Origin of the sequence: Aeromonas rivipollensis, assembly GCF_037811135.1 — a bacterium.
Lineage (GTDB): Bacteria > Pseudomonadota > Gammaproteobacteria > Enterobacterales > Aeromonadaceae > Aeromonas > Aeromonas rivipollensis.
The window spans coordinates 840,623-855,988 of record NZ_CP149130.1; the positions used below are offsets into that span (position 1 = coordinate 840,623).

Genomic DNA, 15,366 nt, shown 5'->3' on the forward strand with positions numbered 1-15,366 from the left:
TAACGGGGAGAAAACAACGAGATGAAGCAAATCAAATCCTGGGCGCAATACTATGTCGACCTGATGACCAAGCTGGGACTGGTGCGCTTCAGCATGTTCCTGGCGACCGCCATCATAGTGCTGGCGGTCTCCATCCAGATGGGGGTGACCCTGTTTCTGCGCGGCACTGTGGACATCGTCGACCTGGTGCGCTCTGTCTTCTTCGGCTTGCTGGTGACCCCCTGGGCCGTCTATTTTCTCTCCATCGTCGTGGATCAGCTGGAAGACTCCCGCCAGCGGCTGACCCGCATGGTGCGCAAGCTGCAGGACATGCGCGAGCGCGACCTCGAGCTCAACAGCCAGTTGCAGGAGAACATCAGCCGCCTCAATGCCCAAATCGCCGAGACCAACCGGGCCGAGACCCTGCGCCAGCAAGCCATAGAGGATCTGGAGAACGAGGTGTTCCAGCGGGAGAAGGCCCAGCTGCACCTGGGGGAGCGTACCGCCCTGTTGCGCTCCTTCATCGACTGCTCTCCGGATCTGGTCTACTACCGCAACGAGGACGAGCAGTTCTCCGGCTGCAACCGCGCCATGGAGGAGCTCACCGGCAAGGTGGAGGCCGAGCTCATCGGGCTGACCCCGTTCGACGTCTACAAGCAGGAGATCGCCAACAAGGTGGTGGAGACCGACAAGCAGGTCTTCGCCAGCAACGAGCCCCTCACCTATGAGCAGTGGCTGGAGTACCCCGATGGCCGCAAGGCTTACTTCGAGCTGCGCAAGGTGCCCTTCTTCGACCGCTTCGGCAAGCGGCTCGGTCTGCTCGGCTTTGGCCGCGACATCACAGAGCGCAAGCAGTATCAGGACAAGCTGGAGAAGGCGAGCCGGGACAAGACCACCTTCATCTCCACCATCAGCCACGAGCTGCGCACGCCGCTCAACGGCATCGTCGGGCTGAGCCGCATGCTGATGGACACGCCCCTCGATGCCAAGCAGCAGCAGCAGCTCAAGACCATCCACCTGAGTGCGGTGACGCTGGGCAACATCTTCAATGACATCATCGATCTCGACAAACTGGACCGCCGCCGCCTCGAGATAGCACCTGCCCCCATGGACCTGCCCGCCTTCCTCGACGAGCTGGAGACACTGTCGCGCATCCAGGCTGAGCAGAAAGGGCTCTATCTGCATTTCGACCGGGACGGCGACATGCCGCAGTTCGTGATGGCGGACGGTACCCGGCTGCGTCAGGTGCTGTGGAACCTGGTGGGCAATGCGGTCAAGTTTACCGACGAGGGTGGGGTGACGGTGCGCTGTCTCGCCCACGCCGCCGATGAACCGGGCAAGCTGGCGCTGCACTTCGAGGTGGAGGACACCGGGGTCGGCATTCCGCGGGCCCAGCAGGAGAAGATCTTCGCCATGTACTATCAGGTGCAGGGCAAGAAGCACGCCACCGGCACCGGCATCGGTCTCGCCGTCTCCCGCCAGCTGGTGCAGGCCATGGGTGGCCAGCTCTATGTGGACAGCGACCCGGGCGAAGGATCCTGCTTCACCGCCGAACTGGAGGTGGATTGTGTCGAGCCGCAGGCGACCCCGCCTGAGCTCGAGATGCCCTCCCTTGACATACTGCTGGTGGAGGACGTGGAGCTGAACGTCACCGTCGCCTGCGCCCTGCTCAACAAGCTGGGTCATCAGGTGCAGGTGGCGCGGGACGGCACCCAGGCGCTGGCCATGGCCAACCCGGATGACTTCGACCTCATACTGCTGGACATCCAGCTGCCGGACATGACCGGCTTCGACGTGGCAGCCCAGCTGCTGGCCCGTTACGGCGACAGCCTGCCCCCCATGGTGGCGCTCACCGCCAACGCCACCGGCGATCGCCAGTACTATCGGGATCACGGCATGCAGGATGTGATCAACAAACCGCTCGGCTCCAAGGCGGTGCGGGAGGTGATAGGTCACCTGTTCGCGGATCTGGCGGACGACGAGGCCTTTGATCAGGCGGACGCGGGCAACCAGGATGCACTGCTGGACCTGCCCTTCCTCACCGATTACGCCAGCACGGTCGGTAAGCCGGTGCTGCTCTCCAGCGTGGATCTGTTCGAGAAGATGATGCCGGACTACATGGCGGTGCTGGACTCCAACATGATTGCCAGGGATCAGGCCGGCGTGGTGGAGGAGGCGCACAAGATAAAAGGGGCGGCGGGCTCCATCGGCCTGCGCCGCCTGCAGCAGACGGCCCAGCTTATCCAGAGCCCGGATCACCCCGCCTGGTGGGAGAACGTGGAGGACTGGATTGAGACACTGCGCCGTGAATATCCCGGCGACATCGCCCGCTTGCGGCGCTGGTTGTTGTCGTGAACCTGACGGATGCCACAGGCAAGGAGCCGCACCATGTATGACAGTCTGATTACCCCGGCGCGCATTCACCCCTGGGGCAGCGAGGAGCTGCTGGAGGCGACCGAGCAGGATCGCGCCCGCATCGTACAGGCGGCGCCGGTGCGCCGGTTGCAGCAGAAGACCCAGGTTTTCCCGCTGGATGTGAAGGCCTCGGTGCGCAGCCGTCTCACCCACTCCCTGGAGGTGCAGGAGACGGGTCGCCAGATCAGCAGGCGCATCCTTGCGGCCCTGCCGGCGGGCACCGTCTGCGAAGGGGCCTTCATCAACCTGGTGGAGATGGCCTGCCTGCTGCACGACGTCGGCAACCCGCCGTTTGGCCACTTTGGCGAGCAGGTGATGAGCCAGTGGCTGGCACAGTCGCTGGATGAGCTGTTCGCCAGCGCCCATGAACAACTGCCGAGCCCGCAGTGGGCCGAGTTGCGCCAGGACCTGCTGGTGTTCGACGGCAATGCCCAGAGCCTGCGGCTGGTGCACAGCCTGCACGAGATGAACCTCACCCTGGGCCAGCTGGCGGCCCTGTGCAAATACCCGCAGCAGCCCCTGCTGCACAGTCCCCAGGGCTATGGCCAGCACCATGGCTGGACCAGCAAGCGCGGCATCTTCTTCAGCGAGCAACCCCTCTACCGCGCCCTCGGCCAGAGTCTGGGGCTGGCGCCGGGATGCCGGCATCCGCTGGTCTACATCATGGAGGCGGCGGACGACATCTCCTACTGCATCGCCGATCTGGAGGACGCGGTGGACAGGCGCATCCTCACCCAGGGGGAGCTGCTGGCGGCGCTGCGCAGTGCCGATGGGGGGGACTACATGGCCACTCTGCTCGAGGAGGCGCTCGCCTCCGGCCGGGGCTTCTTCCCCCATTTTCGCCAGCATCTGACCCGGGATCTGGTGGCGCTGGCGGCCCACACCTATGTGAGCGATCACGAGGCCATACTGAGCGGGGCCTACCCCAGGGCGCTGCTGCACGGTCAGGCTCCGGCTGCCCGGGTGCTGGATGTGCTCAAGGGGGTGGCGAGGGAGCAGGTGTTCATGCGCCCCGAGGTCGAGGCACTGGAGCTGGAAGGCTATGCCGCCCTGCGCGGGGTGCTCTCCACCTATGCCTGCCTGCTGGCGCTGCCGGCCGCCCAATTCGAGCGGCTGCTGGCCGGTAACGGCGGGAGCGAGCTCTTCTTCGCCCGGCGGCTGTTCCACCGGTTGTCGGCCCGCCATCTCAAGGCCTACCGGCTGGCGGTGGCCATCCGGGATCCGCGCTTTGACAAGGGGGCCGAGCAGGAGTGGTACTACAGGGTGCGGCTCCTGCTCGACTACGTCAGCGGCATGACGGATACCTATACGCTTGAGGAGTTCCGGTTGTTGTCCGGGATTTGACCGGGGCCGCTTCTGGCCGCATTCCACCCATATGGGTGGGGGAGATATTGCGTAAAATTCGGTGTTTTTTTAGACTGTGGCAACTTGTTCAACTTTCACACGGTAAGGAGACGATCATGCAACATTCCATGTTCAACGTTGCGTTCGATCGCTGCAATGGCAGCGCGAAGACTCGTGCTCTTTATTTACCGCGTGGAGGGAACAGGTAACACCTGCTTTTTCATCACCCGCGGTTGTCCCGCAGGGTGATGCCTCTCTCCGGGAGAACCGCACGTTCAACTGGAGAATATTATGTCTATCGAACTCGCCCTGCTGCGCCGCGTCGAAACCCTGGTTCAAAAACGGATCACCCGGCTGGAACGTCGCGTCAGCTATCTGCATCTCTCTCCCGCCCTGCTCAAGGACATCGGGCTGGAAGGGCACAATGTGCAGGTCGCCCACATCCGTGAGCGGGAGTTTCAAACCGGTTTCCGACTCGGGAATCGAATAACCTGAGGCGAGGGGCTCCGGCCCCGACTCCTGGATGGCAGGCCTGGGCCTGCCATTTTTCTTTCCTGATGAGCATTCTCTCAATTTTGTTGTCGCACATTGAGCCAGACACATTATGATCCCCCTCCTATACATACGGGAGTTAACTATGCTTTGCCGCTGCTATCGCCTCATCCTGTTGTGCTGGCTGGCCTGCTGTAGCCAGGGGGCGACGGCGGTCGAGACGCTGCTGGACAGGAGCGCCTTAACGCCCTCCGGGCAGCAATGGCTCTTCACCCACGATGAGCTGGTGGTCGGCATGCCAGCGACGGCCTGGCCCCCCTATATCTATACCGATGGCCGGGGTAACTTCACCGGCCCCCTGGATGCCTTTGCCTCGCAGATTGCGGGTAGCCTGGGCCTCGAGCTGCGTTATCGCACCTATGCCAACAATACGGCGGTCCAGCAGGCGTTGCTGGAAGGCAAGGTCGACATGGTGATAGGCGTGGCTCCCAGCCCGATCCGCAAGCTGCAGATGCTGTTTACCTCCGAGCTGATGGCGCTGCCCCGTGCCGTCCTGTTGACCGGAGGGAGAGAGAACCTCTCCCTGGAGGAGGCCTACGGGGTGCGCTGGGTCTGCGTCTTCGGTGTCAGTGCCTGCGATGAGCTGCTGCGGCTTGGCATTTCGAACCTGGTGACGGTGGACAGCCGGGATGAGGCGATCTTCATGCTCAAGGAGGGAAAGGCGGACGCCTATCTGGCCGAGCTGCCCATGTTGAGCCGCCTGCAGGCCATGGCGGGCATGGCGGTCACCACTGTGGACTGGATGAAGGATACCTCCCTCGCCATGGCGGTGGCGCCGGGCAACGAGCCCCTGCAGGGGCTGCTCGAGCGGGCGCTGGATGACATCTCGCCCGGCGAGCGTCGCCGCATCCTGGAGGCGGGGGGCATAGTGGAGTATGAGCTGGTGAAGGGCAGCAAGGAGGTCGTCTTCAGCGCGCCGGAGCAGGCGTGGCTGCAGCAACACCCTGTGCTCAAGTACGGGGTCGCCCCGGACTGGCCCGGGATGAGCGAGATAGACGACAGGGGCCGCCTCAAGGGGCTGGTTGCCGATCTGCTGACGATGTTGAACCAGCGTGCCGGCCTGCAGTTCACCCTGGTGCAGACCAAGAGCTGGGCCCAGACGCTCGAGCTGTTCCAGGCTCGCAAGCTGGACGTCATCCCGGCCATGACCCCGACCATGGAGCGCCGGCAGTTTGCCCGCTTTACGCCCAATTATGTCTCTTTGAACCGGGTGATAGTGGGCAGGTATGGCATGGCGGAGCTGACCGGTCCCAGGGATCTGAAGGGGTACAGGGTGGGCATGGTGGGGGGCTCGGTGGAGAAATCTCTGCTGAGCGAGGTGGGGGCCGAGGCCGTGACGGTCGCAAGCGATCCCGAGCTGCTGCCGCTTTTGGATCAGCATAAGGTGGACTATGTGCTGATGAGCATGACCACCCTGGAGCAGTCGCTTCAGAGGGGCTTCAGCGATCGCTATCAGGTGGTCTTCTCCGGCAGCGAGTTGCGGGTTCCCATCGCCATGGCGGCCCATCTGCAGGACCCCATGCTGCAGCAGATCCTGACCAAGGTGCTGCTCTCCATCCCCCCGGCGGAGCTGGTCGCCCTGGAGAAGAAGTGGCTCTCCCTGACCATACAGACGGGGTTGGATCCGCACAAGGTGTTGCTCTGGTCCTCGCTGGGCGCGGGGATTTTTCTGCTCTTCCTGCTGCTGTTCGTGGGCTGGAACCGGACCCTGCGCCGACAGAACAGCCAGCGACGGGAGGCGGAGCGCCGGCTCGAAGAGCAGCTGGTGTTCGTCCAGATGATGCTGGATGCCCTGCCCAACCAGGTGGTGCTGACCAATGAGCACTATGAGATCGCGATGACCAACCTGGCATATCGGCAGATGTTCCTGGGGGGCGAGAACCTGAGCGGCTCCTATGAGCGCTTGCTCAAGGACAGGCTGCCGGAGGCCATTCGGGCCAGGGTGATCGAGGAGGACGCCCGGGTCTGGGAGAGCGGCGAGGAGTTCCACGGCCGCGGCGAGATCCGGCTCGCCGATGGTGTGGAGCATCAGATGATTTACACCAAGCGGCTGTTCGTCGGTCCCGACGGCAAGCGGCTCGGGATCCTGACCGTACTGACGGACGTCACCGAACTGAAGCAGGCGCGTTCCGCGGCGCAGGAGGCGCAGACCCGGCTGACCCAGATCACCGACAGCATGCCGGGGCTGGTCTATCAGTATCACTGGCTGGGGCCGGGCAATGGCAGCTTCCTCTATACCTCCCAGGGGCTCAAGGAGATGCTGGGATCCGAGGAGGCCGACGACTCCCTTCTGGGGCTGACGGGGCAAGCCCTGCATGACTTCATGACCACGGTGGAGCGCCATGCCCTGACCATGCAGCCGCTGGATCTCGAGGTGGAGATCAGGCGCCAGGGTCAAGCGGGCTACCTGCAGATCCGGGGCCACTTCGTGCGACAGGAGGGGCTGGAGGGGGTCATCCTGAACGGGGTGGTACAGGACATCACCAAGCTCAAGCGCCAGGAGCTGGAGCTGCGTGAAGCCAGACGGGTGGCAGAGGATGCGACCCAGGTACGCAGCCGGTTCCTCGCCACCATGAGCCACGAGTTGCGCACCCCCATTTCCGGCATGCACGGCATGCTGGAGCTGCTGCAGATGAGCTCCCTCGATGACGATCAGCGCTACATGCTGCGCAACATCTCGACCTCCACCAATCACCTGCTCTATCTGGTGAACGACATCCTGGACTTCTCCAAGATGGAGGCAGGGCAGTTGCAACTCAATCCCCATCCCTGCCGGTTGACCTCTGTCATCTGCGACGTCATCCGGGGTCATGCTACCCTGGCCTATGGCAAGGGGCTCAACGTGACGCTGGGGTGGGGGCCGGAGGTGCCGGATCATGCCAGCATGGACGCGGTGCGCGTGGGTCAGGTGATCTCCAATCTGCTGAGCAACGCAGTGAAGTTCACCGAGGCGGGGGGGATTGCCATCCAGGTGGGCTATCAGGACCATCGGCTGACATTGAAGGTGCGGGATACGGGGATCGGCATAGCCCGGGAGAAGCAGGTCAATCTGTTCACCCCCTTCAAGCAGGTGGAGTCCGACATCACCCGGCGTTTCGGCGGCACCGGGCTCGGGCTCGCCATCTGCCATCAGCTGACCCTGAAGATGGGGGGGAGCCTGGTGCTGGAGAGCGAGGCGGGGGTCGGCACCACAGTGACCTTCGCGATCCCCCTGGCCGAGTGTCAATGGGATGCCCCGCCGCTGGCAGGTCAGCGTTGGTGGTGGTTCGGTGAGGACGAGGTGCTGCAAGCCGTGATGGAGCAACTCGGCGCCACACTCCACCCCCTGACCGCCGAGCAGTGGCGTCATCCCCTTGAGGGCTACCTGCTGGCGCAGGAGAGCCGCCTGGAGCAGGTCCTTGGCAGTGGCTGGTTGCAGCATTTGCAGCAATCTTCGCTCAAGGGCATAGTACTCTCCCCCCATGAGGCATTGCGTGGCCGCATGGGCAGTGACGCCTGGTGGCGGATAGGCCAGTCCCCCATCTACCCGGACCTGCTGCTGGAGACCTGTCGCCAGCTGTCGAGCGAGCGGCCGAGTCAGCCGATGCAGATGCAGGGAGAGCGGCTCAGGGGCAGGGTGCTGGTGGCGGACGATCATCCGGTCAACCGCGCGCTGCTGACCCGCCAGCTCGCCATCCTCGGCATAGACCCCGAGGTGGTGGATGATGGGGAGAAGGCGCTGCGTGCCTGGCAGGGGCAGAAGTTCGCCCTGCTGCTCACCGACTGTCACATGCCGGTGATGGATGGCTATACCCTGGCGCGTACCCTGCGGGCGGCCGGTGACGAGGCGCCCATCATAGGCGTCACCGCCGACACCTCGGAGGAGGCCAGCCAGCAGATGCTGGAGGCCGGCATGAACGACATGCTGTTCAAACCCTACAGCCTGGAAACCCTTCGTCAGACCCTGGCTCGCTGGCTACCGGCAGTCAGCCCGCAACAAGAGACAATGGCGTCCCGGCAAGCAGAGGTTCAGGCACCGGGAATAAGCTGGTTGACCCTGTTCGGGGACGAGGCGGTGGCGCGCAGCATGGGGAGGGAGTATCTGGAGGCCAACCGCCAGGATGGCGAGGACATGATGCTGGCGCTGGCCAGGCAGGATACCCAGGCGCTGGTGGAGACGGCGCATCGCATCAAGGGGGCCGCCCGCATGGTCGGGCAGCAGGCCCTGGCGACCGAGGCCGCCCAGCTGGAGGCGGCGGCCAGGTTGAAGCAACTGGACAGGCTCGACGAGCTGGGCCAGACGGTACAGGCATTGATGGACTCTATCAGAGGTGAAATGGAGTTATGGCTCGATGAATAGTGCACGGCATGAGTTGGTGATCATGGTGGTGGAGGATCACAACTTCCAGCGCAAGGCCCTGATGCACCAGATCCGCGGGCTTGGCTACGGCAACCTGCTGGAAGCCCAGGACGGGGAGGAGGCGCTGACCCAGTGTCAGCACCATCAGGTCGACATCCTGTTCTGCGATCTGCGGATGCCGGGCATGGATGGCATGGCCCTGCTGCGTCGCCTCTCCCTGGGGGGCTTTCGCGGTGGCATAGTGCTGTGCAGCGCACTGGAGGACGATGTGGTCGACGCAGTGCTGCGCATGAGCCGCGCCTACGGCCTGCAGGTGCTGGGGCGCATCGACAAACCCGCCAGTCATCAGCAGATAGCCCAGTTGATCGGTGCCTGGCAGCCCCAGCAGGCGCGCAGCCAGGAGGAGGACGGCCGCAGCCTGAGTCTGGATGAGCTGTGCCGGGCCCTGGAGCAGGACCAGCTGCTGCCCTGGTATCAACCCAAGGTGAGCTTTGAAAGCGGTCAGTGGGTCGGCATGGAGGCGCTCGCCCGCTGGCAGCACCCCGAGTATGGGCTCATCTCGCCGGCCCGCTTCATCCCGCTGGCGGAGCACAACGGGCTCATGGATCCGCTGACCGAGGTGATCATCGGCAAGTCATTGCGCGACGGCCACCTGTGGGAGAAGACAGGGCTCTCCCTCAACCTCTCGATGAACCTCTCCACCACTTCGCTTATCGAGGGGGATCTGTGCAATACCCTGCTCAATCACTGCCAGCGCTGGAGCATCAACCCCGAGCTCATCACCCTGGAGGTGACAGAGAGCGCCTTCGTCAAGGATCTCGGCAAGTCGCTGGAGGTGTTGACCCGCTTGCGGATGCACGGTTTCGGCCTCTCCATCGACGACTTCGGGACCGGCTACTCCTCCATGCAGCAGCTCGCCCTGCTGCCGTTCACCGAGCTGAAGTTGGACAGATCCTTCGTCGATCGCTGCTATGAAGATCCCTCCCGCCTCGCCATTATCGAATCCAGTATCGAACTGGCGCGCAAGTTGGGGTTAAAATCGGTGGCAGAGGGGGTCGAGGACGAGGCCACCTGGCTGCTGCTGGCCAGGCTGGGGTGCGATCAGTGCCAGGGGTTCTTCTCCGCCCGTCCCATGCCACGCGAGGAGTTGCTCGTCTGGCATGACACCTGGCGCGAACGATTGCCCGCATTGATCGGGCGCTAATCAAGGGCAGGATGCCCGCTGCGACACAAGGATGGTCATGAAAATATCAAGCAAGCTGTTGTTGAGTTTCTGTTTTATCAACCTGCTCATCATTCTCTCCTCCGCCCTTGTCTACCATCAGCTCGGCCGGATTGAAGCCTCCCAGGAGGCCTTGCTGGCCCAGGCCCTGCCCGCCCTGCAACGGGACGAGGCGAGCCAGAAGGCCCTGATCGCCACCGTCTCCTCCCTGCGGGCCTACCTCATCCTCGGCAAGGATCCCACGCAAGGTGCGCGTATCAAGCAGGAGTGGGAGCAGGCCTGGCGTGCCATAGAGCAGCAGGGATTCACGCCCGCCCTGACCCGCTCCCTCAAGAGCTTCAAGGGGGCGCAGGAGAAGGTATGGGCCCTGGCCCATACCGAAGAGAACCTGCCGGCCCACACCCTGATGCTGCTGGAGGCAGGCCCCCTGGCGGAGGCGGCCCTCGATCAGTTGCAATCCATTGCCAACGAAGAGGTGGCGACTCCCGAGGAGGCGTTGCCCGGCGATCGCCGCCTGCTGCTCAAGCAGGTGGGGGATGCCTACAACGGGCTGGCCAATGCCCTCTCCGCCCTGCGGGACTTTCTCATCTCGGGGGACAAGGAGTATCGCGACAAGTACCAGGACTACTACCAGTTCCATCTGCAGCGGGTGGCCGAGCTGAAACAGCAGCAGGCCAACTTCACCGAGGCGCAGAAGGGGTTGTGGACGCTCTTTGAGGAGATGTCGGCACCCTTTGCCGAGCTGGTGGGGCAGGTGATCGCCAGGCGGCAGGCGCCGGACTGGGATCAGGCCAATCACCTGATGGCCACCGATATCGAACCCTCCCTGACCCGGCTCGCCGATCAGCTGGCGAGCCAGGTGACCCAGACCCGGGGGCAAGTGGACAAGATAGCGGGCAAGCTGGCCGGGGCCAGTCAGGCCATCCACCGCACCCTGCTGCTGGCGACCACCAGCGTGATCTTGCTCGGCACCCTGGTGGCCCTGCTGTTCAGCCGCCGCCTGACCCGTGACATCGCCAGCCTGGTGAACCGGGCCGGGCAGGTCGCCGATGGCCGCCTGCCGAGGGAGCCCCTGCCGGTGCTGCGCCAGGACGAACTGGGCGGGTTGACCGGCTCCATCAACCGGATGTCGAGCCAGCTGCGCCAGCTGGTGGGGGAGATCCAGGGGGCGGTGGCGCAGGTGGAAGGAGCCGGCCGGGAGGTGGGTCAGACCACCAATGCCATAGTGGACGATCTGGCGAGTCAGAATCAGCGGCTGGATACGGTCGCGGCCGCCATAGAGCAGATGTCCGCCAGCACCAGGGACGTGGCGGGCAACATCGCCGATGCGGCCGGCGCAGCGCGTCAGACCGAGCAACAGGCGAGACAGGGGGAGCAGGCCCTCGCCCGCATGGGTGCCACCATGGCGCAGATTGCCGCCATGATCACCCAGGCCAATCAGGCGATGTCGCTCCTTCGCAGCCAGAGCGAGCAGGTGGGCCGGGTCACCGAAGTGATCGCCACCATCGCCGAGCAGACCAATCTGCTGGCGCTCAATGCCGCCATAGAGGCGGCGCGCGCCGGGGAGCAGGGGCGGGGGTTCGCCGTGGTGGCGGACGAGGTGCGCCAGTTGGCCAGCCGCACCAGCCAGTCGACGGCGGAGATCAACCAGACCATCGCCAGCATCCAGCAGCAGACCCGGCAGACGGCGGATACCGTGGGCAGCGGCACCCTGCTGGTGGAGCAGGGCAGGGGCGCCGTGGCCTCGGCCACCGAGACCCTGGCGGCCATGTCGGCGCTGGTGCAGGATCTCTGCGGCCAGCTCGCCGCCATCGCCACCGCGACCGAGCAGCAGTCCAGGGTGGCCCAGGAGGTGGCGGGCACTGTGGAGGAGATCGCCGGGCTCAGCCATCAGTCCAGCGAGCACAGTCAGCAGGGGGAGCTGATCGCCGCCAGACTGACCCGGGAGACTGGCCAGCTGACCGCGGCCATCAGCCGCTTCGAGCTGGGTGCCTGAGTCAGGCTGAGGTGACAAAAAAGCGGGGCAGACCTATGGGCCTGCCCCGCTTTTTTCACTCCAGACGCCGTAAGGCCTGATTGTCGAAGCTGCCGCTGGTTTCCTGATTCAGCAGACTGACCAGCAGGCATGGGGCGCTGCTCGCTGCCGACTCAGACCAAACGCTGGATGGTTAGTCCAGACGCCGGAAGGCCTGATTGTCGAAACTGCTGCTGGTTTCCTGATTGAGCAGACTGACCAGCAGGATCGCCCGCTTCTCCCCATCCGGCTCCAGGTAGATGGCCTCGAACCCGGCCAGGGGGCCTGATTCGATCAATACCTTGTCCCCTTGCGTCGGCAGGCAGGCGTAGCTGGCGCGCGCCTCGTCGCTGTCGTCCCGGCTCATCAGCCGGTAGATCAGCTGGCTGCTGACGGGGCTCCACTCCTTGCCGAAGTGGATGATGCGGCTGATGCCGCGGGTGGACTTCAGGGTGACCGGGGTGACCACATCCAGATCCACGTAGATGAACAGGTAGTTGGGGAACATGGGTTCACGCAGCGGGACCCGTTTGCCACGCCGCAGCTTCTCCACTTCCACCATGGGGTAATAGGATTCGACGCCTTGCGCCGCCAGATGGGCGCGGGCGCGGGCCTCTTCCTTGGGCTTGCAGTAGGCCAGATACCATTTCTTCATTGTTGTTCTGTTTTTTCGTGTTGCCGTGCTTCTGGCTATGATAACGGGGGCAAAAAAAAAGGCCACGCTTGGCGTGGCCATTTTTACAGAGTGAGTGATTACCAACCTTTCACCAGGCCGCCCTTGAACAGCTCGGTTCCCTTCTTGTAGACCTCGTCGGTCTGGAAGGCCTGGACGAACTCCTTGACCTTCTCGTCGTCCTTGTTGTTCTCGCGGGCAACGATCAGGTTGACGTAGGGGGACTCCTTGTCTTCGACAAAGAGGCCGTTTTCGGTCGGGGTCAGGCCAATCTGACCGGCGAAGGTGTTGTTGATGATGGAGAGATCAACATCTTCCAGGGAGCGGGGCAGCTGAGCGGCTTCCAGCTCGACGATCTTGAAGTTGCGCGGGTTGCTGGCGATGTCCAGCACTGTCGCTTCCAGACCGGCGCCTTCCTTCAGCTTCAGCAGGCCCTGCTTCTCCAGCAGGATCAGGGAGCGACCCAGGTTGGTCGGATCGTTCGGCACCGCGATCTGGGCACCGTCTTTCAGCTCGGACAGGGCTTTGATCTTCTTGGAGTAACCGGCGATCGGGTAGACGAAGGTGTTGCCAACCGGCACCAGCTTGAAGCCACGATCACGGATCTGGGCATCCAGGTAGGGCTTGTGCTGGAAGGCGTTGACGTCGACGCTGCCGTCGTTCAGGGCCACGTTGGGGGTGACGTAGTCGGAGAAGGTGACGATCTCGACGGTCAGGCCGTATTTCTCCTTGGCCACCTTGGCCGCGGTCTCGACCAGTTCGGTCTCGGGGCCGGCGATGGCGCCGACTTTCAGGGTCTTGCTCTCTTCTTTCTGACCGCAGCCGACCAGTACCAGAGTTGCCAGCAGCGCAGCTGCCGCGGATTTAATGCCCAATTTCATAAAAACCTCCTGTCAGAAATCGACGATTAACGATGATCACATTGTTTGACCAGGCGCTCACCTGCGCTCTGGATGAGTTGAACCAGTACCACCAGAATGACCACAGTGACCAGCATGACGGTAGGGTCAAAGCGCTGGTAGCCGTAGCGAATACCCACATCACCGAGACCACCCCCCCCGATGGCACCGGCCATGGCGGAGTAGTTCACCAGCGTGACGAGGGTGATGATGATGCTGTTGAGGATCCCGGGCAGGGCCTCGGGCAGCAGCACCTTGGCAATGATTTGCAAGGGTTTGGCACCCATGGCCTTGGCGGCTTCGAGCAGGCCGTCCGGCACTTCCATCAGGGCACCTTCCACCAGACGGGCGATGAAGGGGATGCAACCGACGGTCAGCGGCACTATGGCGGCTATGGTGCCTATGCTGGTGCCGACGATCAGCCGGGTCAGCGGAATGATGGCCACCAGCAGTATGATGAAGGGCACCGAGCGGCCGACGTTGACGATGATGCCGAGGATCTTGTTCAGCAGCGGGTTGGCCAGGATCTGGCCGGCCTTGGTCACGTGCAGTGCCACGCCCAGCGGCAGGCCGAGCAGGCAGCCGAACAGGGCGGAGGCAAACACCATGATCAGGGTGTCGCCGAGGGCTGTGATGAGCAGATTAATCATGGCTTCGGACATAGCCCATTACCTCCAGCTGAATGTGGTTGTCGATGAAGAACTGCTGGGTGGCCTCGCACTGGGCCTCATCCCCGAACAGTTCCGCCAGCAGGAAGCCGAACTTGACGCCACCGGCGTATTCGATGTCTGCGCTCAGTATGCTGATGTCGATGTTGAAACGGCGGCTCACCTCGGAGATGAGCGGCGAATCGACGGTGGCACCGGTGAAGCCGAGCTTCACCAGGGGGTAGCTGTTGGCCACCCGCTCGCTGCTCATCCTGTCCTGGTACTCCTGGGGCACCTCCAGGTGGATGGTGGAGTGGATGAAGTCACGGGCCAGCTGGGTCTTGGCGTTGCTGAAGAACCAGGCCACTTCTCCCTGCTCGATCAGGCGACCGTCGCTGATGATGGCCACTTCGTCACAGATCCCCTTCACCACGTCCATCTCGTGGGTGATGAGCAGTATGGTGAGCCCCAGCTTGACGTTGATCTCCTTGAGCAGGCTCAGGATGGATCGGGTGGTCTGGGGGTCGAGGGCCGAGGTGGCCTCGTCACACAGCAATACCTTGGGGGCTGGTGCCAGGGCGCGGGCGATGGCGACGCGCTGCTTCTGACCGCCGGAGAGTTCGGACGGATAGGCGTGGGCACGGGCTTCCAGCCCGACCAGGGCCAGCAGCTCGTCGACCCGGGCCTGGATCTGTGCCTTGCTCCAGCCCGCCAGCTCCAGCGGGAAGGCGATGTTGGCGAACACGGTGCGGGAGGCCAGCAGGTTGAAGTGCTGGAAGATCATGCCGATCTGGCGGCGAGCCTGGGTCAGATCCCGCTCGCTCAGGGCCACCAGATCCTGACCATCGACGATGACCTGGCCTTCGGTGGGGCGCTCCAGCAGGTTGACGCAACGAATAAGGGTGCTCTTGCCGGCACCGGAGGCGCCGATCACCCCGAAAATCTTGCCTTGTGGCACATGCAGGCTCACGTCACGCAGGGCGTGCACGGCGTCACTGCCTTTACCGTAGACTTTGTTGAGACCGATCAACTTAATCATGGATTCTTCCGTGCTAACAGCCTTAAAGCACAGGGCGCTACAGGCGGGTGAATTGGGCAGAGGTTTCACTGGGTTGCTCTGCCATCATGGAGGATGATGCTAAGATGTCCGGATGGCTGTGTCAACGCATGTTTCTACGTCTAGACGTCTAAAAAATGGATAAGGATTCCCGCTCGCTGACTAAGGGAAGAGGGGTAAACCGGCAGCTTCAATATTAGATTCTGATTTGAAATCATCCGTCCG

10 protein-coding genes are annotated in these 15,366 nt (G+C 63.4%); 6 read left to right on the plus strand and 4 right to left on the minus strand.

The features are described 5' to 3' along the window. The first annotated feature begins 21 nt into the window (after positions 1-21). From arcB to WIR04_RS04055, 6 genes are all read left to right on the plus strand, one after another. The gene (gene arcB / locus WIR04_RS04030) at positions 22-2,334 is read left to right on the plus strand and encodes an aerobic respiration two-component sensor histidine kinase ArcB (protein WP_338890654.1); all 2,313 of its coding nucleotides are present in this window, start codon (positions 22-24) and stop codon (positions 2,332-2,334) included. Positions 2,335-2,367: 33 nt separating this feature from the next. After that, a complete protein-coding gene (gene dgt, locus WIR04_RS04035) occupies positions 2,368-3,738 on the plus strand; it encodes a dGTPase (RefSeq protein ID WP_338890656.1) in 1,371 nt (456 codons plus the stop codon). A 291-nt stretch (positions 3,739-4,029) separates the two neighbouring features. Further along, positions 4,030-4,233 carry a hypothetical protein gene (locus WIR04_RS04040; protein WP_139745667.1) on the plus strand — a complete coding sequence of 68 codons (204 nt, stop codon included), beginning with the start codon at positions 4,030-4,032 and terminating at the stop codon, positions 4,231-4,233. A gap of 142 nt (positions 4,234-4,375) precedes the next feature. After that, positions 4,376-8,629: an ATP-binding protein gene (locus WIR04_RS04045; RefSeq protein WP_338890660.1), complete on the plus strand. Its 4,254-nt coding sequence runs from the start codon at positions 4,376-4,378 to the stop codon at positions 8,627-8,629. Then, entirely contained in the window at positions 8,622-9,833 is a 1,212-nt protein-coding gene (locus WIR04_RS04050) for an EAL domain-containing response regulator (protein WP_025328140.1), read from the plus strand. Before WIR04_RS04045 ends, WIR04_RS04050 begins: the two co-directional genes overlap by 8 nt. A gap of 37 nt (positions 9,834-9,870) precedes the next feature. Beyond that, the gene (locus WIR04_RS04055; RefSeq protein ID WP_338890663.1) at positions 9,871-11,847 is read left to right on the plus strand and encodes a methyl-accepting chemotaxis protein; all 1,977 of its coding nucleotides are present in this window, start codon (positions 9,871-9,873) and stop codon (positions 11,845-11,847) included. Positions 11,848-12,019: 172 nt separating this feature from the next. Here WIR04_RS04055 and rfaH read toward each other — a convergent pair whose 3' ends face one another. The 4 genes from rfaH to metN form a co-directional block, all read right to left on the minus strand. After that, positions 12,020-12,520: a transcription/translation regulatory transformer protein RfaH gene (gene rfaH, locus WIR04_RS04060; RefSeq protein WP_025328138.1), complete on the minus strand. Its 501-nt coding sequence runs from the start codon at positions 12,518-12,520 to the stop codon at positions 12,020-12,022. A gap of 98 nt (positions 12,521-12,618) precedes the next feature. After that, the gene (gene metQ, locus WIR04_RS04065; RefSeq protein WP_005327312.1) at positions 12,619-13,419 is read right to left on the minus strand and encodes a methionine ABC transporter substrate-binding lipoprotein MetQ; all 801 of its coding nucleotides are present in this window, start codon (positions 13,417-13,419) and stop codon (positions 12,619-12,621) included. Between the two features lie 26 nt (positions 13,420-13,445). Further along, positions 13,446-14,099 carry a methionine ABC transporter permease gene (locus tag WIR04_RS04070; protein ID WP_025328136.1) on the minus strand — a complete coding sequence of 218 codons (654 nt, stop codon included), beginning with the start codon at positions 14,097-14,099 and terminating at the stop codon, positions 13,446-13,448. Continuing rightward, a complete protein-coding gene (gene metN / locus WIR04_RS04075; protein WP_338890667.1) occupies positions 14,080-15,123 on the minus strand; it encodes a methionine ABC transporter ATP-binding protein MetN in 1,044 nt (347 codons plus the stop codon). The genes WIR04_RS04070 and metN overlap by 20 nt, the downstream gene beginning before the upstream one ends. Positions 15,124-15,366 lie beyond the last annotated feature (243 nt).

Excerpts from the sequence above, each read along its gene's own strand:
- dgt (WP_338890656.1), top strand. The coding sequence starts at position 2,368 with ATGTATGACAGTCTGATTACCCCGGCGCGCATTCACCCCTGGGGCAGC.
- WIR04_RS04040 (WP_139745667.1), top strand. The coding sequence starts at position 4,030 with ATGTCTATCGAACTCGCCCTGCTGCGCCGCGTCGAAACCCTGGTTCAA.
- rfaH (WP_025328138.1), bottom strand. The coding sequence starts at position 12,520 with ATGAAGAAATGGTATCTGGCCTACTGCAAGCCCAAGGAAGAGGCCCGC.
- WIR04_RS04070 (WP_025328136.1), bottom strand. The coding sequence starts at position 14,099 with ATGTCCGAAGCCATGATTAATCTGCTCATCACAGCCCTCGGCGACACC.
- metN (WP_338890667.1), bottom strand. The coding sequence starts at position 15,123 with ATGATTAAGTTGATCGGTCTCAACAAAGTCTACGGTAAAGGCAGTGAC.
- arcB (WP_338890654.1), top strand. The coding sequence starts at position 22 with ATGAAGCAAATCAAATCCTGGGCGCAATACTATGTCGACCTGATGACC.
- WIR04_RS04055 (WP_338890663.1), top strand. The coding sequence starts at position 9,871 with ATGAAAATATCAAGCAAGCTGTTGTTGAGTTTCTGTTTTATCAACCTG.
- WIR04_RS04045 (WP_338890660.1), top strand. The coding sequence starts at position 4,376 with ATGCTTTGCCGCTGCTATCGCCTCATCCTGTTGTGCTGGCTGGCCTGC.
- WIR04_RS04050 (WP_025328140.1), top strand. The coding sequence starts at position 8,622 with ATGAATAGTGCACGGCATGAGTTGGTGATCATGGTGGTGGAGGATCAC.
- metQ (WP_005327312.1), bottom strand. The coding sequence starts at position 13,419 with ATGAAATTGGGCATTAAATCCGCGGCAGCTGCGCTGCTGGCAACTCTG.